At 66.5% G+C, this 20,661-nt stretch carries 18 protein-coding genes; 8 read left to right on the top strand and 10 right to left on the bottom strand.

Annotation, left to right across the window (positions count from 1 at the left end):
- Positions 1-145 precede the first annotated feature (145 nt).
- Positions 146-565, top strand: coding sequence for a DinB family protein (locus tag OG203_RS26875; protein ID WP_405168015.1), 420 nt, complete (start codon positions 146-148; stop codon positions 563-565).
- A 9-nt stretch (positions 566-574) separates the two neighbouring features.
- Here the strand turns inward: OG203_RS26875 and OG203_RS26870 are convergent, their stop codons facing one another.
- The gene (locus OG203_RS26870) at positions 575-1,783 is read right to left on the bottom strand and encodes an acyltransferase family protein (protein WP_405160038.1); all 1,209 of its coding nucleotides are present in this window, start codon (positions 1,781-1,783) and stop codon (positions 575-577) included.
- A gap of 202 nt (positions 1,784-1,985) precedes the next feature.
- On the opposite strand from OG203_RS26870, the gene OG203_RS26865 reads away from it, so the two are divergent.
- Complete coding sequence (locus tag OG203_RS26865; protein ID WP_405160037.1) at positions 1,986-3,134, top strand: DUF3068 domain-containing protein; 1,149 nt, start codon at positions 1,986-1,988, stop codon at positions 3,132-3,134.
- Positions 3,135-3,192: 58 nt separating this feature from the next.
- Here OG203_RS26865 and OG203_RS26860 read toward each other — a convergent pair whose 3' ends face one another.
- The gene (locus tag OG203_RS26860) at positions 3,193-3,552 is read right to left on the bottom strand and encodes a VOC family protein (protein ID WP_405160036.1); all 360 of its coding nucleotides are present in this window, start codon (positions 3,550-3,552) and stop codon (positions 3,193-3,195) included.
- Positions 3,553-3,744: 192 nt separating this feature from the next.
- Positions 3,745-4,995 carry a polysaccharide biosynthesis protein gene (locus OG203_RS26855; protein ID WP_405160035.1) on the bottom strand — a complete coding sequence of 417 codons (1,251 nt, stop codon included), beginning with the start codon at positions 4,993-4,995 and terminating at the stop codon, positions 3,745-3,747.
- 240 nt (positions 4,996-5,235) lie between these two features.
- Between OG203_RS26855 and OG203_RS26850 the strand changes: the two genes are divergently transcribed.
- Positions 5,236-7,038: a hypothetical protein gene (locus tag OG203_RS26850; RefSeq protein WP_405160034.1), complete on the top strand. Its 1,803-nt coding sequence runs from the start codon at positions 5,236-5,238 to the stop codon at positions 7,036-7,038.
- Between the two features lie 21 nt (positions 7,039-7,059).
- On the opposite strand, the gene OG203_RS26845 is transcribed toward OG203_RS26850, so the two are convergent.
- Complete coding sequence (locus OG203_RS26845) at positions 7,060-8,232, bottom strand: glycosyltransferase family 4 protein (RefSeq protein WP_405160033.1); 1,173 nt, start codon at positions 8,230-8,232, stop codon at positions 7,060-7,062.
- Positions 8,233-8,379: 147 nt separating this feature from the next.
- Here OG203_RS26845 and OG203_RS26840 point away from each other — a divergent pair, with 147 nt between their 5' ends.
- Positions 8,380-9,174, top strand: coding sequence for a class I SAM-dependent methyltransferase (locus OG203_RS26840; RefSeq protein WP_405160032.1), 795 nt, complete (start codon positions 8,380-8,382; stop codon positions 9,172-9,174).
- Between the two features lie 2 nt (positions 9,175-9,176).
- Here the strand turns inward: OG203_RS26840 and OG203_RS26835 are convergent, their stop codons facing one another.
- A complete protein-coding gene (locus OG203_RS26835) occupies positions 9,177-9,479 on the bottom strand; it encodes a hypothetical protein (protein WP_405160031.1) in 303 nt (100 codons plus the stop codon).
- Positions 9,480-9,688: 209 nt separating this feature from the next.
- On the opposite strand from OG203_RS26835, the gene OG203_RS26830 reads away from it, so the two are divergent.
- On the top strand, positions 9,689-11,131 hold the full coding sequence (locus tag OG203_RS26830; protein WP_405160030.1) for an aldehyde dehydrogenase: 1,443 nt from the start codon (positions 9,689-9,691) through the stop codon (positions 11,129-11,131).
- Here the strand turns inward: OG203_RS26830 and OG203_RS26825 are convergent, their stop codons facing one another.
- Both OG203_RS26825 and OG203_RS26820 read right to left on the bottom strand, forming a co-directional pair.
- On the bottom strand, positions 11,132-11,335 hold the full coding sequence (locus tag OG203_RS26825) for a hypothetical protein (RefSeq protein ID WP_107653296.1): 204 nt from the start codon (positions 11,333-11,335) through the stop codon (positions 11,132-11,134). It lies immediately after the preceding gene.
- 352 nt (positions 11,336-11,687) lie between these two features.
- A complete protein-coding gene (locus OG203_RS26820) occupies positions 11,688-11,813 on the bottom strand; it encodes a hypothetical protein (RefSeq protein WP_405160029.1) in 126 nt (41 codons plus the stop codon).
- Between the two features lie 224 nt (positions 11,814-12,037).
- On the opposite strand from OG203_RS26820, the gene OG203_RS26815 reads away from it, so the two are divergent.
- From OG203_RS26815 to OG203_RS26805, 3 genes are read left to right on the top strand one after another with little or no spacing between them, the layout of a single operon-like run.
- Complete coding sequence (locus tag OG203_RS26815; protein WP_405160028.1) at positions 12,038-12,334, top strand: hypothetical protein; 297 nt, start codon at positions 12,038-12,040, stop codon at positions 12,332-12,334.
- A complete protein-coding gene (locus tag OG203_RS26810) occupies positions 12,331-14,247 on the top strand; it encodes a hypothetical protein (RefSeq protein ID WP_405160027.1) in 1,917 nt (638 codons plus the stop codon). Before OG203_RS26815 ends, OG203_RS26810 begins: the two co-directional genes overlap by 4 nt.
- 29 nt (positions 14,248-14,276) lie before the next feature.
- On the top strand, positions 14,277-15,161 hold the full coding sequence (locus OG203_RS26805; RefSeq protein WP_405160026.1) for a hypothetical protein: 885 nt from the start codon (positions 14,277-14,279) through the stop codon (positions 15,159-15,161).
- Between the two features lie 348 nt (positions 15,162-15,509).
- Here OG203_RS26805 and OG203_RS26800 read toward each other — a convergent pair whose 3' ends face one another.
- The 3 genes from OG203_RS26800 to OG203_RS26790 form a co-directional block, all read right to left on the bottom strand.
- The gene (locus OG203_RS26800; protein WP_405160025.1) at positions 15,510-17,342 is read right to left on the bottom strand and encodes a phosphoenolpyruvate carboxykinase (GTP); all 1,833 of its coding nucleotides are present in this window, start codon (positions 17,340-17,342) and stop codon (positions 15,510-15,512) included.
- A gap of 285 nt (positions 17,343-17,627) precedes the next feature.
- Entirely contained in the window at positions 17,628-19,529 is a 1,902-nt protein-coding gene (locus tag OG203_RS26795) for a hypothetical protein (protein WP_405160024.1), read from the bottom strand.
- Positions 19,516-20,649, bottom strand: a complete 1,134-nt coding sequence (locus OG203_RS26790; protein ID WP_405160023.1) for a hypothetical protein — start codon at positions 20,647-20,649, stop codon at positions 19,516-19,518. The genes OG203_RS26795 and OG203_RS26790 overlap by 14 nt, the downstream gene beginning before the upstream one ends.
- Positions 20,650-20,661 lie beyond the last annotated feature (12 nt).

Here is a 20,661-nt window from a genome sequence, read left to right as displayed (position 1 = left end):
GAGAGAACCGAAAATACAGCGCCCTCGGGGGCACGACGGAACCGAGCGCTAGCGAGGTGGCGTCGTGAGCCCCTGTGCTGAATGCGGTTTCGTTTACGACCTGGCCCGCGCGACCGATGTCGCGCCGTTGGCCAGAGAGCACGCGGTGGAATACGCGGACCTACTCCTCACCGACTCGCCGAAGCTGCGGCAGCGACCGGAACCCGAGACCTGGTCACCGCTCGAATACGCGTGCCACATGCGGGATGTGCTTCTCGTGCAACGGGAACGCGCGCTGGCCGCCCGGCGCACGAAGCTGCCCGACGCCACCCCGATGGGTCGGGACGAGCGCGTCGAGCACGACGGCTACGCGGATCAGCGGCCCTCGGATGTCGGCCGCCAGCTCAGGGACGCGGCGCAACTGTTCGCCAATGTGCTCGAACGGCTGAACGACGACGACTGGGAACGAACCCTGATGTACAGCTATCCCGAGCCGCAGGAACGTTCGCTGCGCTGGCTCGCGCTGCACACCCTGCACGAACTCCGCCACCATCTGCTCGACATGCATCGGCAACTGGACACCTGAGACGGCCGATCAAGGAGCCGCGAGGCGGTCCTCCTCCTCGACTTCCCGCACCGGCTTCGCCCGGTCCCTGCCGCGCGCCCACTGCCGCATCGGCTCCTCGATCAACGCGTAACTGGCCGCCGCGACCGGCAGGGTCAGCGCGATCGTGAGGATGACGACGTAGCCGAAGTGGCCGTTGAACGGCACGATCCCGAACACCGGGAACACCACCCACAGCACCGCCAGGTGCCAGATGAAGATGCCGTAGGACCACCGCCCGATGGTCGCGGCCACCCGCGAGGTCAGCCAGCGATGCGGTCGGGTCGGGTCGCCGAGCACCAGCGGAGCGAGCAGCGCGAAGCCGATGATCGCGCCGAGCCCCATCTTCGACGCGTACTGCCACGGCTCGGCGTGCGTCAGTCCGGCGGGTCCGCCGATATCGGTGGCCGAAACCAGGAAGGCGATCAGCGCGATGGTCCACATCAACCATTGCTTCCCCACCAGCCGACGCCAGCGTGATAGCCGTTCGCTACCAAAAGAGAGTTCGGCGAGCACCATTCCCATCGCGAACCACGGCAGATATCCGGGCAGCCAATTGTCGGAATGTATGGCGTCCGGCGTCGGCACCGGAATGAAGTTCCAACTCAGGCACACCGCCGCAAGTCCGAGTAGCACCGGTACTCGCCACCGAGCGGCGCTCCCGCGCAACCACATCGCCGCGAACGCCAGCAGCGGCAGCACCAGATAGAAGGCCACCTCGACCGAAAGGCTCCACATCTGCGTCAGCCCGTCGGTCAGCGTCAATGGCACGAACACTTGCAGCAGCGCCAGATTCGATACCCATACCCGCAATCCCGCGGTTCCGGCCGCACTCGGCAACAGCACCAGAACCACGCACACCACAAACCAATACGCGGGCAGAATGCGCGCGGCGCGATGCCGCAGGTAGTAGCCGAGCGACGGCGCACGACCCAGCCCGCGCGCCGCGGCCGCGTGCGGGCGCCAGAGCAGAAACCCGGACAGCGCGAAGAACACCGCGACCGCCATGTCGAACCGGCCGAGCACCCGCCCGAACACCGGTGTGCCCGCGGCTCCGGTCTGGAACGCGACGTGGGTCAACAGCACACCGAGCGCGGCCATTCCGCGCATACCTTCGAGCGCGGGCAAGAAGGCGCGCGGCGGCACCGATTCGGTCGCCGGGGCGACGGCAGCGGGGGTGGTCGGCAGGGTCGCGGTCATCGGGCTCCAGTCTGCCTTGCCAATTCTCAGGTGATAACTCGACGTTTCACATTCCGCGCTAACTCGGGCGATTTCTCGGCCGTTTCCGGCCTCGGCACCGCATGGTACGACACCGGACTGTTAGTGTCGGGGCTCACGAGTGCCGCGGGCGGCCCGCCGTACTCGCCTGAACGACCCCTGTTCTACGACGAGGAGAGTTTGCATGGCACTGAGTGCCGGAACCAGAAGGACGGTGGCCTGCCTGCTCGTGGGTCTCGGCGCGTTGCTGATTGTCGCCGCGCTGCTGATCCCGACCTACACCGTCAGCAAACTGGCGAAGACTCCCCTCGATCTCGAGATCACCACCATCGCGACCAACGCGCCAGGTGAGGACAGCCTGGTGCTCGACTCCAAGTCGCTCACCGCGCCGGAGGGTGCCGCGAAGATCGACTCGAACGTGCCGCTGGTCTCGCAGCGCTTCCTCACCGTTGAGGAGCCCTCCGACGCCGACGAGATGACGGTGCAGGCGGGGCAGACGCTGCGGCGCATCGACAAGCAGGGCGACACCGGCCTGCTCACCGCGACCATCGACCGCGTAACCATCGACCGCAAGTCCGGTGAGCCGGTCGCGAAGAATCCGAACGGCTCCATCGCGGTCACCGTGGACAAGGAACTGAAGTCGGTCGCCGATCCGGTGCAGCACACCGGCCTGCAGTACCGGTTCCCGATCGGGACCGAGAAGAAGACCTACCCGTACTTCGATCTCAACGCGCGCAAGACCTTCGACGTCAACTTCGTCGAGGAGTCCGAGATCAACAACATGAAGGTCTATCACTTCCAGCAGACCATCCCGGCGACCAACCTGTACGACGTGGTGAAGGCGCCGACCAACAAGCTGACCTTCCCCGCCGCGAAGTGGGGTGTGCCCGGCGACGGCGACGTCACCATGTCGCGCTGGTACACCAACACCCGTGACCTGTGGGTCGAGCCGAAGACCGGCACCGTGATCAAGGGTGGCGAGCAGATCCACCTGTACTACGGCCGGGATTCGAAGCCCGAGGTCACCGCGCTGAAGTCGCACATCGTGTTCGACGAGAACACCATCGAGTCGCAGATCTCGGTCGCCAAGGAGAACATCGACAAGCTGTCGCTGTACGGGCGGATCCTGCCGATCGTGCTCGGCGTGCTCGGTGTGATCGCGCTGATCGTCGGCGCCGTCCTCGGACTTCGCGGCGGCGGGTCGACGCCGGCTCCGGCGCGCAGCGGTGGACCGCTGAGCCAGGGGCGCGGTGGATCCACACCGTCCGGCGGTGCGCGTCGCGCGGACAATGATCCGCCGACCGAGCAGATCAAGATAACGAAGCAGCCTTGAGTTAGCTGATGAGTTCGGCCCCCGGTCACCGACCGGGGGCCGAATTCGTTGTCGGCCTTTATGTTTCGGACAGTGGATAGGCGAGCGGGTGCCGCGCCTGATAGAGCAGCATCGTGCCAGCACCGGGGACGCGCATATCGATGCACCGTCCGAAGGAACGATCGGCGATCGGACCGGCGAATTCCACTCCCCGCCCGCCTAATTCGGCCACCGTCTGCTCGATGTCGTCACACATCAGCGAAATCTCGTGGCGCGGTGATCCTTCCGCCGGATGTACCCCGAGCTCGCTCGGGCCGGTACCGAAGATGAGCCACCCCTCGTGCGCGTCGACATTCGGCCAATGCAGCACGTCCCGGAAGAACCCCCGAGCCGCCTCTGCATCCTCCGCATAAACCAAGGTATGCACAGCAGTAATCATGATCTCCCCCGCCTCTCTGAGTATTCAGGCCAGACAGAGTGCGACGATAGTACGTTGGCGGCCGGAAGTCGGGTAATTGGTTAGGTTTGCCGGTACCCGCTGAGTTACCCATGTGCTCACGAAATCAGTTGGTGCGTTGAGTCAGCGGTGGGCCGCTAGGAGAATCGGTGCGGGGGAGAGCCTCGCGATCCGCTAGTGCTTTGGTGCGGGTTGGTGGATTCGCGCGTCGCTGTCGCGATCGGCGGTGCGCAGGACGATCACCGCGACGACGAGGGTGGTGACGGCCGCAACGGAGGCGACGGTGGTGATGAGCGCCGGGATCGAGCGGGCGAACGAAACCATCAGTGTCACTTCGACGGCGAGGCCGAGCCAGGTCAGCGCGGCGAGGGCGGTGCGGTCCACCGCGATAGCCGAAAGCATCGCGCCCTGCAGCACCGCGAGAATGGCGCCGTGCAAGGCGAACAGCCAGAGCAAGCCCTGAATCGGTGCGTAATCCTGGCCCGCCAGCAGCGGCGCCAGCGGCGCGGCGAGGGCGGCGCAGAGCACCGCGACAATGCCGATGCCCGACAACACCGCAAGCGCCGACCTGATCGCCCGCGCCGAATGCGTCGGCTGGGCCATCCGTGGATACAGCACGACGCCGACCGCCTGCGGCAGCCAGAATGCGATCTTCGCGGCGATGGTGCCGAGCGCGTAGCGGCTGGCATCCGCGTCGTCGAGGACCATGCGGACCACGATCAGATCCGTCGATGACAACGCCATCAATGCCGCCTGCACCTGCGCGGCCCGCAGCACCGGCAGCACCCCGATGCCATGGACGATCTCGTCCTCGTCGGTTCCGGTGCGCGTCCGCGAGTCCGGCGACCCCGCGACGAACCGGGCGAATACCGCGGCAACCGCGATACCAAGCGCCGCCGCACACAGCGCAAGCGCCGCACCGCCACCCACAGCGAGCACCACGAGCGCGGGCGCGACACGGAGCATCCCGGCGGCACCGAGCACAACGCCCAACGCCCGAAATCGCCTGCCGCCCTGCAGAACTCCCTGCTCCCCGGATAACAGCACCAAGGCGGGCGCCGCACCGAGCGCCGCCGCACACGCGGCGACCCCCACGTTCAACGCACTGGTTACCACCGGCACCAGCACCGCGACAACCACCGCGACGATCACCGCGCACCGCCACTGCAGCCCGCGCAGCGCCGCGACGCTCGCTCCCCGCACCAGCTCCCTGGCCACCACGTTCTGCAATGCGAGCGCGGGCACCGCACACAACAGCTGCACCGCGAGCAGACTCGCGAACTCGCTGTACCCGGAAACCCCGAGCCACCGCCCCGCCAGCAACTGCAGCAGATATCCCGCCACATTGGCGGTCATCGCACCCGCCGTCACCAACGTCAGATCCGCCACCACAGGAAACCGACGGACAGCAGACACGCCCGCCATCGTCCCACCCGCGCGCCACCACCGGCGTCCCGCCCCGCCGCACGGTAAATCGGCCGGTCGAGCCACGACCCCGCAGGCCCGACCCGATCCGGCTCGCGACCTCCCGGACCAGGTCCACAGAGCGTCGACACGTCTCACAAGGTCTGCACTGCCTATGGGGTCTGTGGATCTTGGTGAAGGGAACGGACCGTAGGGTGCACAGGCGTGAGTGCGAGCGGGCGGGAGCGACGCGGGCGGTGGGTGAGGTTTGTCCCTGCCGGGTACAGCGCGGTACTTGCGCTGCTCATTGTTGGTCCGCTGGTCGGGTCCGGGTACCTGTTGCTGCGGGATGCGGTGAGTACGCCGCGGTCCTATCTCACCGATTCGGCGCTGGGGCTTGGTGACGCCGCGCCTCGGGCCGTGCCGCAGGACGCGCTGCTCGCGGTGCTGTCGCCGGTCATCGATGGCGGGCTGATCGTCAAGGCGATTCTGCTCGTCGCGCTGTGGGCGGCGGGGTATGGGGCGGCGGTGCTGGCGCGCGAGCTGGTGGGGGCGTCGGTCGGTGCACAGCTGGTTGCCACCACGGTGGCGCTGTGGAATCCGTATGTCGCCGAACGTCTGTTGCAGGGTCACTGGAGTCTTCTCGCCGGATATGCCGCGCTGCCCTGGGTTGCCTTGGCCGCGTATCGGATTCGGACCGCAGCTCGCGATGCCGGATGGCGTGATACCGCGAGCGCCTGGGCGGGTTCGGCGGGATGCCTTGCCGCGGCGGGGCTTACGCCGACCGGTGCGCTGCTCGCCGGTGTCACCGCGTTGTCGCTGGCGGGGCGGCGGCGTTTCCTCGGCGTGCTCGCGCTGCTGATCGCCGCGTCGGCGCCGTGGTTGACCGCCACGGCTTTGTCCGGGGTGGCCAGCGAACCGTCCGATCCGGTGGGCATCGCGGCGTTCGCCGCGCGGGCCGAGCCCGGTCTCGGCACGCTGGGCAGTCTGGCCGGGCTCGGTGGTATCTGGAATGGCGACGCGGTACCGGATTCGCGCACAACACTTCTCGCGTTGATCGGGACGGGGCTGCTGCTCGTGATCGTCGCGACGGGTCTGCGCGCGGTCGTCATCGGCGGCGACCGGGACAGTCGATATGCCCGCCGCGCGCTCGTCGTGCTCGCGGCACTCGCCGTTCTGCTGCCCGCACTCGGCGCTACGCCGTGGGGCATGCACGTGCTGGAGTGGCTCGTCGCCCATGTGCCCGGCGCGGGCTTGCTGCGGGACACGCAGAAGTATGTGGCGCTGGCGATGCCCGCGTACGCGCTGTGTGCCGCCGCGGGTTGCGGGGTTCTCGCCAGGCGATTCTCGACAACGGTCGACGATCCACAGCGCGCGGGACAAGGGAATGGTTCCGATACACACCACACGTCGCTCGCCAGTGCCCCCTTGGCGAATCTATCCCCAGCTGTGTCGCGTTCGGTCGCAACGATTTTCATCGCTCTGCTGATATTGCCGCTGCTCGATCTCGCGTGGGGTGTCAGCGGCGCCATGCGGCCTGTGCACTACCCCGCAGGCTGGCAGCAGATCGCCGAGCGGGTGGACGGCCCCGGCGATGTCGCGGTATTGCCGGGCGGGATGTTCCGAAAGTTCCGATACAGCGGCAAGTCCCCCGTCCTCGACCCCGCACCACGCATGCTGCCGAGCGACGTGCTGCAAACCGGCGAACTCCCGGTGCGCGGCCGCACCGTATCCGGCGAAGGCACCCGCGCCCGCGAGGTGGAAACCCTACTGCTGCACGGTGGTTCGGCTCAGGAATTGGCCGCGCACGGTGTCGGCTTGGTGCTCGTCGAGCGCAGCACGCCCGGACCGCTCGGCGAATCGAAAACCACTCTCGCACAACTCGATCAAGTGTTCAGCGACGATGACCTGGCGCTGTACCGAGTTCCCGGCGCCATCCACCTGCGCGACAGGTCATCGATCAATCGGACCTTTGTTGTTGCGGCCCATGCACTCTGGGCAATCCTGCTCGTCGGCGGCCTGCTCATCGCAGCCATAACGCCCCGGGCAGGCCGCAAGCAGTGACGTTCAGCGAGACGGCGTTATTCAGCGGTCGGCGCGCGGAGCGATCAGCCCGGAGGTGTGCTCACCGCGGGCGACAGCGGCCAACACGTCGTACACGCCGTTTCCGGTTTGCTCCCAAGAGAATTCCCGCGCCCGGGAACGCGCTTTCTCCCCCATGACGGCACGCGCGGCGCGATCGTCGAGCAGTTCGCCTACCGCGTCGGCCAATTGGGCGACGTCATCGACAAGCAGGCCGGTGACGCCGTCGACGATGGAGTCGGTGAGCCCGCGCGAGCTGCGGTAGCCGATGGTCGGCACGCCGTGCTGCGCGGCCTCGATGACCGCGAGGCCCCAGCCCTCCTTGCGTGAGGGCAGCACGTGCACCCAAGCGCGGGAAAGCAATTCGTGTTTGCGGCGTTCGTCGACGTGGCCGTGGAAGGTGACGGCGTCGGCGATGTCGAGGGTCTGCGCGTCGGCCTTCAGGTTGTCGGCCCACCAGCCGTCGCCGATCACGTCGAGGTGCAGTCCGGGGATTCGGGTGCGCAGTCGCGCCACCACCGCGAGCGCGTCCTCGATCTGCTTGTGCGGCACCAGGCGCGACAGCACCACGATGCGGGGGTTCGGGCTGCGCGTTTCGGCGGCGCCGGTCGGCGCGTCGGCGGGAACCGGTTCGGCGCCATTGCGCACCACCGCGATCCGGGACTGTTCGACGCCGAGGGTGGCCAGTTCTTCGGCCGAGGGCAGCGAGACCGTCAAGTATTGGTTGCGTCGATGCACCCGTGGCGAGAGCCGCGATTCGATCCACCAGCCGATCCGGCCGACCAGCCGTCCGGCGACCGGCCACTGTTCCCGATGCCCGTGGTGCACCAGCACGACGGCGGGCGCTGCGGTGGCGGTCGTCGCGAAGAACGGGATGCCGTTTTGAGTGTCGATCACCGCGTCTGGTCGCAGACCGCGCAACGGTCCGAGGCCGAGCCTGCCTAATGCCAGCGCGGCCAGTGCCCGCGGATATACGGAGAAGCGCCCGCCCGCCCGGCTGATGTCGATGCCGTCGAGGTGTTCGCGTTTCGGCGCCCCCGGGTAGCGGGCCGTGCGCAGGGTGACCTTGACCCCGCGTGCGGCGAGCTGCGCGCCGACCTGTTCGAGGTATCGTTCGCTGCCGCCGCCCTGCGGGTGCCCGGTGTCACGCCAGCACAGCAGGAGGACTTCGCGCACGGTCGAGCTTCTCTCGGTCAGGTGGTCCCGGTCAGGACATCGGATATCGCGCTACACCCTAACCCGAGCCCCGCGGGGGAAGCTGGGTACCGACCCGCCCGCAGGCGCATTGTCCCGGCTCCCCGCCGTTATGCGAGACTCGGCGCCGTGTTGAAAGCCGAAAAGTCGCCCGCTGATGGTGTGCGATCGCGCGCGCCCCGGTTCGCGCGCCGGGCGACGTTGCGCCGGTCGCTGCGATTGCTCGGCAGCTTCCGGTTCGAGCAGTCCGATCCCGCGGTGTTCTATGGCGGTCTGGCCGAGGACAGTGCGGCGATGATCGGTGATTTCTACACAGATGTCACGGGCGCTGACTTGGCGGGGGCGACGATCCTGGATGTCGGGGGCGGCCCGGGTTATTTCGCCGACGAGTTCGTCAAAACGGGTGCGCGGTATATCCCGGTCGAGCCGGATCCGTCGGAGATGCACGCGGCCGGGCTTTCGGTGGCGGGTGCGGTGCGCGGGTCGGGGATGGCGTTGCCGTTCCGCGATGACGCGGTGGATATCTGCTTCTCGTCGAATGTCGCCGAGCACGTGGCCAAGCCGTGGCTGATGGCGGACGAGATGGTGCGGGTGACCAGGCCGGGCGGGCTGATCGTGTTGTCGTACACGGTGTGGCACGGTCCGTTCGGCGGGCACGAGACCGGGCCGTGGCATTACCTCGGTGGCGAGTACGCCGCGCGCCGGTATCGCCGCAAGCTCGGTAAGGAACCGAAGAACAGGTTCGGCGAGTCCTTGTTCGCGGTACGCGCGTCGGACGGGTTGCGTTGGGCGGCGGGCACTTCCGCCGATGTGCGGACGGTCTTTCCGCGGTATCACCCGCGCTGGGCATGGTGGCTGGTTCGCATCCCGATGGTGCGAGAGTTACTGGTGAGCAATCTCGTCGTGGTGGCTACCAAGAAGTAGCTCTAGCGCTCGAGCCAGCCGCGACGCCAGGTGCGCCTGCCGCACGGCTCGTGTAGCGGCCGCGTCCACGGCGACTCCTGGATGGCAAGTCCGACGGTTTCCAACGTGGTCAATCCGACCTGATCGGCCAGCATCCCGACCACGGCGACGGCCTCGGCTGCCTGCATGGCGGCGGTGGCTTGCTCGATGGTCAACGTCCGGCCGGGCAGGAAGGAGACAACCCAGCCACCGGCACCAACACTCTTCGCTTGATGCTCGGTCTGATCGCTTGTCATCAACGATCGATCGACCACTTGCACCGCCATGACTCAGGCTCCCCAAATGTGGTATCGGTTCAGGAATCGAGCGAGCTGATCAGTAGCTACAGCATCCTCTTTCCAGCAACAGAACGCAATAGTGCGTTCTACGAAAAGCGAACCGACAGGTTGGGATTGGTCCTGCTCAGCGGGACTGCCCGGACCTAAAACTGAAACATGTTACAGACAACTCGGTGGCAAAACTGTAACGTGTTCTCATGCATTACGACAGCTTGTTCATCGGCGGCCGCTGGACCGCGCCAGCCACCGCCGAGCGTGTCCAGGTCATCTCGCCGGCCACGGTCGAGTCGGTGGGCAGCGTCCCCGCGGTGGCTCGCGCCGACGTCGACGCCGCGGTCGCCGCGGCAAGACACGCCTTCGATCACGGCCCGTGGCCGTCGACCCCGCCGGAAGAGCGGGCTCAGGTACTCACCCGCGCCGCGCGGCTCATCGAGGAGCGCTCGGCCGATCTGCTCGCCGCGCTCACCGCGGAAATGGGCGCACCGCAGATGATCGCGATGACGCTCAACCAGATTCCCGCGGTCGCCGCGCTCGACGCGTACGCCGGGCTCGCGAAGTCGTTCCCCTGGAACGAAACTCGCACCGGCCTGTTCGGCACCTCGCGCGTCAGCAGGGAACCGCGCGGCGTCGTCGCGGCCGTCACCGCGTGGAACGTGCCGCTGTTCCTCGCCGCCAACAAGCTCGCACCCTCGTTGCTCGCCGGCTGCACCGTTGTGCTCAAACCCGCTCCGCTGACACCGATTACGGCGAACATGCTCGCCGATATCTTCACCGAGGCCGGCCTGCCCGATGGCGTGCTCTCGGTGCTGCCTGCCGAGGCCGAGGCCGCCGAATACCTCGTCTCGCACCCCGGCGTCGACAAGGTCACCTTCACCGGCAGCACCGCCGTCGGCAAGAAGATCGGCGCGATCGCCACCGGGCAGCTCAAGAGTGTCTCGCTCGAGCTCGGCGGCAAGTCGGCGGCAATCCTGTTGCCGGACATGGACATCGCGGGAATTCCGGTGCTCGCGTTCTCCGGTTTGATGAACAGCGGGCAGGGCTGTGTCGCGCAGACCCGAATCCTCGCGCCGCGCGGCCGATACGACGAAATCCTCGACGCGCTGGTCGAACACGTGAAGACGATGAAGGTCGGCGACCCCAACGACCCGACAGTGCAACTGGGCCCGCTGATTTCGGAGCGCCAGCGCGAGCGGGTCGAGGGCTATATCGCCAAGGGCAAGGAAGAGGGTGCGCGCGTCGTGCTCGGCGGCGGCCGCCCCGAGGGCCTGGATCGCGGCTGGTTCGTCGAGCCGACGATCTTCGCCGACGTGGACAACAAGTCGACCATCGCCCAGGAGGAGATCTTCGGCCCGGTGCTGTCGGTGATCCCGTACGAGACCGAGGACGAGGCCGTTGCCATCGCCAACGACTCGGTGTACGGCCTGGCCGGGTCGGTGTGGACCGCGGATGTGGAGCACGGCGCCGAGATCGCCGGCCGGGTGCGGACCGGGACATACGCGATCAACTGGTACGCGTTCGATCCAAGCTCGCCGTTCGGCGGCTACAAGAACTCCGGACTCGGGCGCGAAAACGGCCCGGAGGGTCTCGACTCGTTCTGCGAACAGAAGTCGCTGCTCATGCCCATGGGCTGGGCAGGCTGATCAGTCGGTCGGCATAACCACCCGCAGCACGGGCTCACTGTGTCGGCCCGTGAGGCTCGGCGCGTCGACGATCTCGACGCGCCAGCCCGGGGGCAGGACGGCCTGCAAACGCCCGGCGGCGCGGCGCAGCGGGGTGCTAGCGGTCGCCAGTTCGAAACCGGCAACCAGGGGCGCGATGGACGCCCCGGTCTCCAGATCGGTCATGCTCTAACCACCTCTCGCGCGTCGATCTCATCGGTCGCCGCGAGCGCCGCGGAGACCCGATGTCGATAGGGAAGTAGTTCAGTCGATCAGTTAACGGTTAGCAATCGGACCGGTAGGTCATGAGACCAAGAACACGGCAAGCATAAGCCACTTGTGCGCAAACCTCGCACACCGGGCAACTACCCCATACCGAGTCTCGGCAAACATTGGGTGTTCGCGACCTGAACACACCGTCCATTACTAATAGCACCACAACTTCAGGCCCTGACGGCGGGAAACACGCCATAAGCCCGAATGATGATCCGTCATGGACGAAGCGCTGTCTCGCCGCATCGCCCAGCCGGATTCCGCCTCAGGGGCTGCCCATGCTGTTGCTGATGTGGTGCCTGGCCTGTGCGGGTTCGAGTGTGACGCGGCGGTTGTATTCGCGCAGATACGCGCCTCCGAGAAATACAGAACCCTCTGCGAGACCTGCCATTCTGGGAAGCCTCAGCTGTCTTCGAAGTCGAAAGCCAAGTCGCATTCACCTTCATCGTATTCTTCCGATGTCGGCTATTCATGGTTCGTGGCTCCGAACAAACCGTCCGCACCCAGGGTCACCAACCCTCGAGTTCGGTCGATGGTGGCGGCCGGTGTGTACGATCGGGGCAGTTTCTCAGGCGCCCGAGCGCACCGGGCGGTGTTGTGAACAGGGGGATCGCCATGTCGTTCAAAGTTGCCCCGGACGCGCTGCGAGCGTGGGCGAAGTGGCTGGATGGGTTGTCGGGGGACATCAAGCAGATGGCCGATGACGTCACCCTCGGACACGGTGCCGAGTTTCCCGGCACCCAGTTGGCGGAAACGCTCAACGACACGCGGGACGCGATCAAGACGGCGCTGAACAGCCTGTCGGCACGCCAAGCCGAAATGTCGGAGATAGCTCATGGGATCGGTGACAAGTACGAGATCACCGATGACGACTTCGCGGCGCGGTTGCAAGCGATGAGAGGCCTGCAGTGACCGAGCCTGGGCTGCGGATTTCCGAGGTCGACGGATGGAAGCCCGAGGATCTTGGTCTCGACACAGCGGCGCTGGGCAGGCTGGTCACCAAGCTGGACGGCCTCATGCAGTCGATGCTGATCGAGCAGGACGACCTAGCCGAGTCGTGGAACGGTGCCGGTGCCGACGCCGCCGCGAGACGGGTAGTGAACGAGAAGACCGCAGGCAGCCACGTCTCGGGCAAAATCGACAGCATCAAGGAAGTGCTCACCGCCGGCCAGACCCAACTCCAGGACGCGAAGAACTTCGTGCTGACCAAGCGAAACAACTTTGTCGACGCGGGTTTCGAGGTCGATGATCGTGGCATCGTGACCGCGAACGAGAAAGTGAAGCAGATCAGTGCGGCGGGTGGTGACCGTAGCGAGGCAATGGCCGCTGGCTTCTCGGTCATGGCCGAAGCGGGGCGCGACACGCTCGAAATGCTGGAGGCATTGCAGCACGCGAAGGGCGTCGCGAGCGGTCTACAGGCGAAGCTCACAGCCGCTAAGTCCGACTTGAGCAACCTGGTACTGCATGAAGCACCGTCGAAGGCGCTCCGAACCATCGGGCTCGTACCGGGACAAACATTAGGCACCACGGCTGGTCTGGACGGTAACGGGAACCCGCTCACGACCGCGCTTCTCATCGAAAACGGGATTCCGTCGACAACTACGACCCCGGACGGAAAGACCACAACGATCACACCCAACCCGGACCGCACCGTCACGGTCGCCCAGTCGGTGCAGGGGCCGGACGGTTCGACCGTCACCACCTCGACGACCGGTGACGGCCCGCCGACTACGACGGTGACCAAGACGCGGCCAGATGGTTCCGGGATTATCGACACCACGGTCACGGGACCAGATGGCAGGCAACAGCAATTTCAGAAGGTGCCGGAGGGAAATGGCAGGATGGCTACCTATGCTGCCAACGCGGACGGTTCGCGTGGTGCCAAGATATCGGATTCTTACCCGCAGAACGGCGGGACAACAACGGACATGTATGGCCAGAATGGTGTCATCGACCGCCAATGGCAGCGACCGGACGGATTCCGGTCCTTCGAGCAGTATGTTCCGGGACCGGACGGCCAGCCACATCTTGCTGGTACGTCGAATTCTGCTGGAATGCGCTCGGTTATGACCCAGGACGGCACTATCAGCACCACATATCCGGATGGTCGGACAGCGCAGACAGCGCAACTTGCCGATGGTCGCGTGGTGACCAAATTTCAGGATGGCTCAATACTCCAATACGATCCGAACCAGGCGACACCGGGAGCACCAAAAGAATCGATATGGGATAATGTCAAATCCTGGTCGGGAACACAGTGGAATGGCTTTGCTGATTCCACTCAGAGCACTTTTCAAGACCACCCGATAGCCACCCAGATAGGTGCCGGAGCCAGCGCCGTCGGCGAATGGGGTTCGCGCGGTGGCGAATCGATGGCACAGCAGGCGGCCAAAGCGACCGGGGATTCAACCGTAAACCAAATTCGAGCACTTCAGACGCTCGACTCAGGAGCGCCTGGCGCGGGAAGGGCATTCGTCGATGCGATCGATTCCGCCACGATCGCAAAGAGTGACTACGCTCTAGCCAATGTCATGAAGTCTGATGCAAAGCTTGCCGGTTGGCCCGCATTGGTAGGTGTCAATGCGTATGTTAACTGGGATGACTGGGCGCACCACGGCAAACCCGGAGACGAAGCGATCGCAAACGCTGCCGGAGGTATTGCCGGCGGCTGGGCCGGAGCAGCCGCGGGTGCCTACGGTGGCGCGTTGGCCTGTGCGCCGACCGGCCCGATCGGGGCCGCCTTCTGCGCCGGAGTTGGCGCGGCTCTCGGTGGGCTCTTACTTGGCTCAGCAGGAGCGTACGGCGCCGAGCAACCATTCAAGTAGTTTCTCAGGCATAGGCAGGAGACGTTCAGTTGTCCGGAAACAACACCAGGGTCGAATCTCCACTACTTGCCTGGCCGAATGAGTGGGGCAAGCAGAGGCCAGCCAATAAGCTGATATTCGCCCTGATTGTTTTCTGCATTGGCGCCGCAATTTCCGTGCCGTACACCATAGATTTCGCTACGAGTGGTAACTGGCTCAGAGCTACTTATGGCGTTGCAGGCGGGTTAGCAGCCCTGACCTTTATTGCGATACTCGCACCCCATCTACGGGTACGACGAAAGAGCCTCCCTCGGGATATTTCTGCAGCTTATTCGGATAGGAACCGAACTGGTCTCCGTATACCGTACCTATCTTCTTGGAAACCCGTTCTTCTGATTTGGCTGATAGTTGGCATAGGGTTCCTTGTCCTCCGCGGAATTATTTTCGTCACACAATCGTCGGAGGGAAATGACTCGGGACGTTTCAGTATAGATGTAGGCGGTATCGCACTCATAGTTGTTGCCATTATCCTGGCCGCGTCGATAATCTGGTATCTCTCATCAGGAAAGAGCCGCCGCGGCTTTGTCGTTCTAAGCGAACAGGGCGTCTCTCAGTCCCTTGGCTCCACCGTAAGGTTTATTCCGTGGAATGATGTGGGTGTAGTTTCGCCGTGCATAATTAACAACTCGCTTGCTGTTCGAATAAATCCAGCGCGGGATGCACGGATCAGCGTCGACATCGGCAAGAGCGTGATCGACCGCATGCAGCACGGCTACTTCGAGCAAAATATGGATCTTCACGCATGGGTACTCGGTATCGATCCTGCACTATTGCTGTATGCCGTTCGGTTCTACTGGCAGCATCCCGAAGCCAGGCACGAGCTCGGCACCGACGCTGTCGTGGATCGTATGCGGCGAGGCGACCTATCAGGCTGATCGGCAGAGTGCCGCCCTCAGCGCACCGCTCAGCGAGCGTGCTCAACCGCAGATATGGAAATGGTTGCCGGACAAGCGAAACCGCTTATACAGCGAGTGGCACATGTTGCGGCTGATGCCGGGAGCCCTCTCCATCATGTGCCACTCGCCAGTGCCCGAGGTTGTGTAGGCACACGGCTCGTATAGCCGGTGGGTGGCTGGTCAAACAGGGGGGGTGGGAAAGGTTGGGTGGCATCGTTATTCGGGCGGGTGTGGTTCGGCGGAGTGTGGGGGCGAAAAGGGTTGTGGCGCAAAGGAAACCGCCCGCATCGTCGGTGACGGTGCGGGCGGTTGGCGTTTGGCGGGGGATCAGCCGAGGCGTTCTTTCAGTGCCTCGAACTCGTCGCGGACGCCCGAAGGGAGCTTGTCGCCGACGAATTCGAACCATTCCTCGATCAGCGGGATCTCCTTGCGCCACTCGGCGGCATCGACCTTGAGGGCCTCGTCGACGTCGTCGGGGTCGACCTTGAGACCGTCGAGGTCGAGGTTGGCGGCGACGGGGACGTTGCCGACCGCGGTGGCGGTGGCCTCGGCCGAACCCTCGACGCGGCCGACGATCCACTCCAGCACGCGGGAGTTCTCACCGAAACCGGGCCACAGGAAGCGGCCGTCGGCGCCGCGACGGAACCAGTTGACGTAGAAGATCTTCGGCAGCTTGGTGGCGTCGGCGTTCTTGCCGAGGTTGATCCAGTGGTTCAGGTAGTCACCGACGTGGTAGCCCATGAACGGGATCATCGCCATCGGGTCGCGCCGCACGGTGCCGACCTTGCCCTCGGCCGCGGCGGTCTGCTCCGAGGACAGGGTGGCGCCCATGAAAACGCCGTGCTGCCAGTCGAAGGACTCGGTGACCAGCGGGATGGTGGTCTTGCGGCGGCCACCGAACAGGATCGCCGAAATCGGCACGCCCTGCGGGTCGTCCCACTCCGGAGCCAGCGTTGGGCACTGCGACATCGGCGTGCAGTAACGCGAATTCGGGTGGGCGGCAAGGGTTTCGGTCTCCCGCAGGAACCAGTCGTTGCCCTTCCAATCGATCAGATGATCGGGCTCGCCTTCCAGCCCCTCCCACCACACGTCGTTGTTGTCGGTCAGCGCGACGTTGGTGTAGACGGTGTTGCCCGCCTCCATGGTGGCCATGGCGTTGGGGTTGGAGCTGTGGTTGGTGCCCGGCGCGACGCCGAAGAAGCCGTACTCCGGGTTCACGGCGTAGAGCTGGCCGTCCTTGCCGAAGCGCATCCAGGCGATGTCGTCACCGAGGGTTTCGGCGCGCCAGCCTGGCACGGTCGGCTGGATCATCGCGAGGTTGGTCTTGCCGCAGGCGCTCGGGAACGCGGCGGCGATGTAGTAGGCCTTGTCCTCGGGGGAGATCAGCTTGAGGATCAGCATGTGCTCGGCCAGCCAGCCCTCGTCGTGGGCCATGGCAGAGGCGATGCGCAGCGAGTAGCACTTCTTACCGAGCAGCGCGTTGCCGCCGTAGCCGGAGCCGTAGCTCCAGATCTCGCGGTCCTCCGGGAAGTGGGTGATGTACTTGGTGTCGTTGCACGGCCACGGCACGTCGGCCTGGCCGTCGGCCAGCGGCGCGCCGACCGAGTGCAGCGCCTTCACGAACGGGCGGTCGGTGCCGAGCTTCTCCAGCGCGGCCTTGCCCATCCTGGTCATCACACGCATCGAGACGACGACGTATTCGGAGTCGGTGATCTCCACGCCGAGCTTGGGGTCCTCGGCACCGAGCGGGCCCATGCAGAACGGCACCACGTACAGGGTGCGGCCCTTCATCGAGCCGCGGTACAGCTCGGTCATGGTGGCGCGCATCTCGGCGGGGTCGACCCAGTTGTTGGTCGGGCCTGCGTCGGCTTCGCTCTTGGAACAGATGTAGGTGCGCGACTCCACCCGGGCCACGTCGGACGGATCGGAGAGCGCGAGGAACGAATTCGGCTTCTTCCTCGGATCGAGCTGCTTGAACGTACCCGCCTCGACGAGCTGAGCGGTCAGGCGGTCCCATTCTTCATCGGAACCGTCGGCCCAGACCACGCGCTCTGGCTGAGTGAGTTCGGCGACTTCCTGTACCCAGGCGAGTAGTTCGCTGTGCTCGGTCGGCGGTTTACCGTCGGATCCACGAAGACCAGGAATGGTCGCTGAGGTCATGAAAACTCTCCTGAGATGGGCGGTCCCTGCGGTGCGTCGCCGCCTGGTCTGGCCCTTTCGAGCGACCTGCAAGCAGTCGCTAGCGTACGGCCCTTTTGACCAGCGCGAACACACCGAGCGCCACCATTGGCGGGAAGGCACCCGCTACGACCAGTCGAAAGCGCGCCCCGGCTGGACGGCGGACGAGGACTTAGCGGACGCCCAAGTTCCTGTTTAGAGGTTAACGCTCTGTGACGACCGGTACGGAATCGGGTTCGTCACTATGTACCCATTCTTAAGAGTTGATCAACCCGTGATCCAACGATCGAGGATCGCGATATCCCGTTCGCACGCCGCGAGCTGGCCGGGTTGTTCGGCAACCATGCGTCGTAAACGGGACTCGAGTTCGGCAACACGGCGATCGGTCTCCACCATACGGGTCGCGCTCACCTGCACGACCCGATCGGCCAACGCGGTCTCGGTTTCCACGAGCGCGGTTGCGACCCGCTGCTCGAGCTGGGCTTTTACATTGATCAGCGCGTCGGAGACCCACTGGCGCACGTGCGCGCGGTCGGCGAGCTGGCCGCGGGCCCGCACCACCCAGCCCGCCGCGCCGGCACCGAGCAGCAGGGTCACCGGAACGCTCGCGAAATCCAGCGCCGGTACCAGCGAAAGTGGCGAAACCAACAGCCTGCCGAGGCCGACACCGGCCGACGCGCCGAGCGCGATCATGAGGTGATCTTCGACACCACGGTGCCGAGGATCGGGGTCGGGGCCGACCCGGGGCGCGGGGTCGCGGCGGCGCGCCGGCATGGCATGTCCCGGCGCGGCGGCGCCGTCGATGTGTGCGGTCAGTTCAGCGAGTCGCTGGTCGATGGCGAGGTCGACCGCGCCGGTCAGTTCGGTGGCGGCGTGCTGCAACCGCTCGGGGTAGCCGCCGAGCTCGCTGCGGCGCATGCGGTCGAGGTCGGCGCGGGTCGCGGTGTGCAGCGCCCTGATCCGGGCGCCGACCTCGGTCATCAGGTCGACCCTCGCCAGGTGCAGCTGGCCGCGCAGGGTGGACATGGCGGTGGCCCGGCCGCCGTCGCGCCCGGCGAGCAGCACGGCGCGCTCCTCGCGCAGTCTCGCCGTCTCGGCGCCGGAATGCAGCGCGGTCACCTGCTCGACGACCCGCTGCCTGGTATCGGCGAGCACGCGCGCGGTCACCGACGCGAGCCTGCCGCCGCCCTCGGCCTCCGCGCCGACCGCGGCTGCGGTCAATGCCGCGTGCAGCCCGCCGAGACCGGACCGGTCCATCAGGCCCGCGTCGCCAGCGGTGCGCGCCGCCGCCGCGAGCCGCGCCGAGACCGGCACGATGTCCAGTTCGGCCGCGCCCTGTGCGGCAAGCAGTTCCAGGTCGCGCGCCCGCACCGAGCGCCAATCCTGGTAGGCGTGAATGCCGTTCATGGCGAGCAGGATGCGGGTGCCGTCCGAGCGGAGGCGGTGCACGATGCGCAAGGTGTCGGCGCCGATCGTGGTGCCAGCGTCCAACAGGATCAGCGCGACCGGCGACGGTGCGGTGGCCGACGGCGACGTGGTCTCCACCGCCGCGTTCGCATCGGCCACCGGGTCGGCGAGGGTGATGCGCGGTTCGAACCGGGCCAGTTCGGTGCGCAACAACGTGGTGTTGGCATCGGCGGGGCCGATCAATGTCACCGCACCGGCGACGCCCGTGCCCTGCACCGCGCGCAGCAACGCTATTCCCTGCGGATTCCACCGCGCCACAACGGCTTCCACCTCTGGCGGTGGTGCGTCGGGGCGAAAGGCGTCGTCAGGCGCCTCAGTCGAGTCGACGGGCAAATCGAGCGGTCGGTCGTCGCGCGGCTGCTCGGTGTTGCCTGCCGAATCGGCGCCCGGCGCAACAGTGCCCCGCGCCGAGCCCGCCGAATCAGCACCCGGTCCGGCAATGCCCCGCGCCGTGGCGGCCGATCGGTCGTCGAGCGGTCGGTCGGCGTTATCCGAAGAATCAGCGCCCGGCACGGCGCTGATCGCCGCGCTTCCTGCCGAGTTGGTGTCCGGTGCGCCAGCGTCCCGCGCCGTCGTGGCCGGGTCGACGTCCGGGGTGGTGGCCGAGGGCATTGGTTGATCGGGAGCGGCGGCCGGGCCGGTGGCGGTGGCTTGTCCGTCGGCGCCAAGTGGCGGGACGGGCGGGGGCTCAGAGCCCGGCACTGCTCATCCGTTCCCATAGTCGGATGTAGCCGTTGTGCACGCGCAGCGCGGCACGGCGCGCGGTGGGTGGCATATCGCTGGAGACGACGGCGCGCCAGCGGGCGGCACGGGCCATGGCGTCGTCGGCGTCGGCCGGAGCGGGGGCCGGATAGCCCGCCGCGAGGTGCGCGACCGAGGGGTGGGCAAGGCCAGCGCACAGGCCGAGCCAGCGGGCGTCGTCGCCGAAGAGGTACGTCTCCAAGATGTCTCGGGCCGTGCTGCCTTCCTTGGGCACCGCCCTCGCGGCGAGCCGGGTCAGTTCGTCGAGGAGTTCGCCGCCGCGCAGCGCGGAGACCTGCTCGTAGCGGCGGTGCAGCAGGCGGTGCAGAGCGTCGATTCCGCTTGCGGCGTGCAGGATTTGCAGCAAGGTCTGCGGGGCGAGCTCCGGATCGTGCCGCAGCGCGGCGAGCGCGCAGGTGACGCCGTAGAGGTCCCAGCGCTGCAGCAGTTGTTCCCGATCGGCCAGGTCCGGGCCGGGCGCGACGAACAGGTCCGGCGAAAGCGTCAGCGCGGCATCGGCATTCGCGGCCAGCCTGCGCAACGCGGCCAGGTCGACGTCGGTCATCGCGCCCGCCCTTGTCCGCATGGCGAGCGAGGCGACCACCGGAAGCACGGCGACGCCGACCTCCCTGCCGTACTGGTCGGCGGCGGCGACCGCGTCGCCCCAGCGCGCGCCGATCGCGTCGGCCTTGTTCAACACCACGATGGTGCGCTCCGGTGGCAACGTGGCGAGCACGCGGCGGTCCGCGGGCGACGGCGCGGCGGACAACACATATATGACGATGTCGGCGTCGAGTTCCGGATCGGGCATGTCCGGCTCATCGACCGGCCCCGTCTCCACGGCGGACATCAGCGCGAGCGCGTGCAGCACCGTCGTCCGGCCCGCGTGCGCGCGGCCCATCACCTGGATGCGCGGCGGCGTGCGCCAGGCACTGACGGCGGCGATCGCCGCATAGCCGACCTGCTTGTCCCGCCCCGTGCCGAACCGCAGGTCGGCGAGAAGCCGGTCGAGCTGGTCGTGCTCGTGCGCTGGCACCCCGCGTTCGCGCATCGGCCCGTCGGGCTCGGTGGCTGTCGGCATGTTGCACCCCCT

The organism is Nocardia sp. NBC_01499 (assembly GCF_045040275.1).
GTDB lineage: Bacteria > Actinomycetota > Actinomycetes > Mycobacteriales > Mycobacteriaceae > Nocardia.
The sequence above is the reverse complement of the archived record's forward strand: the minus strand, read 5'-3'. Positions and strand labels throughout refer to the sequence as shown.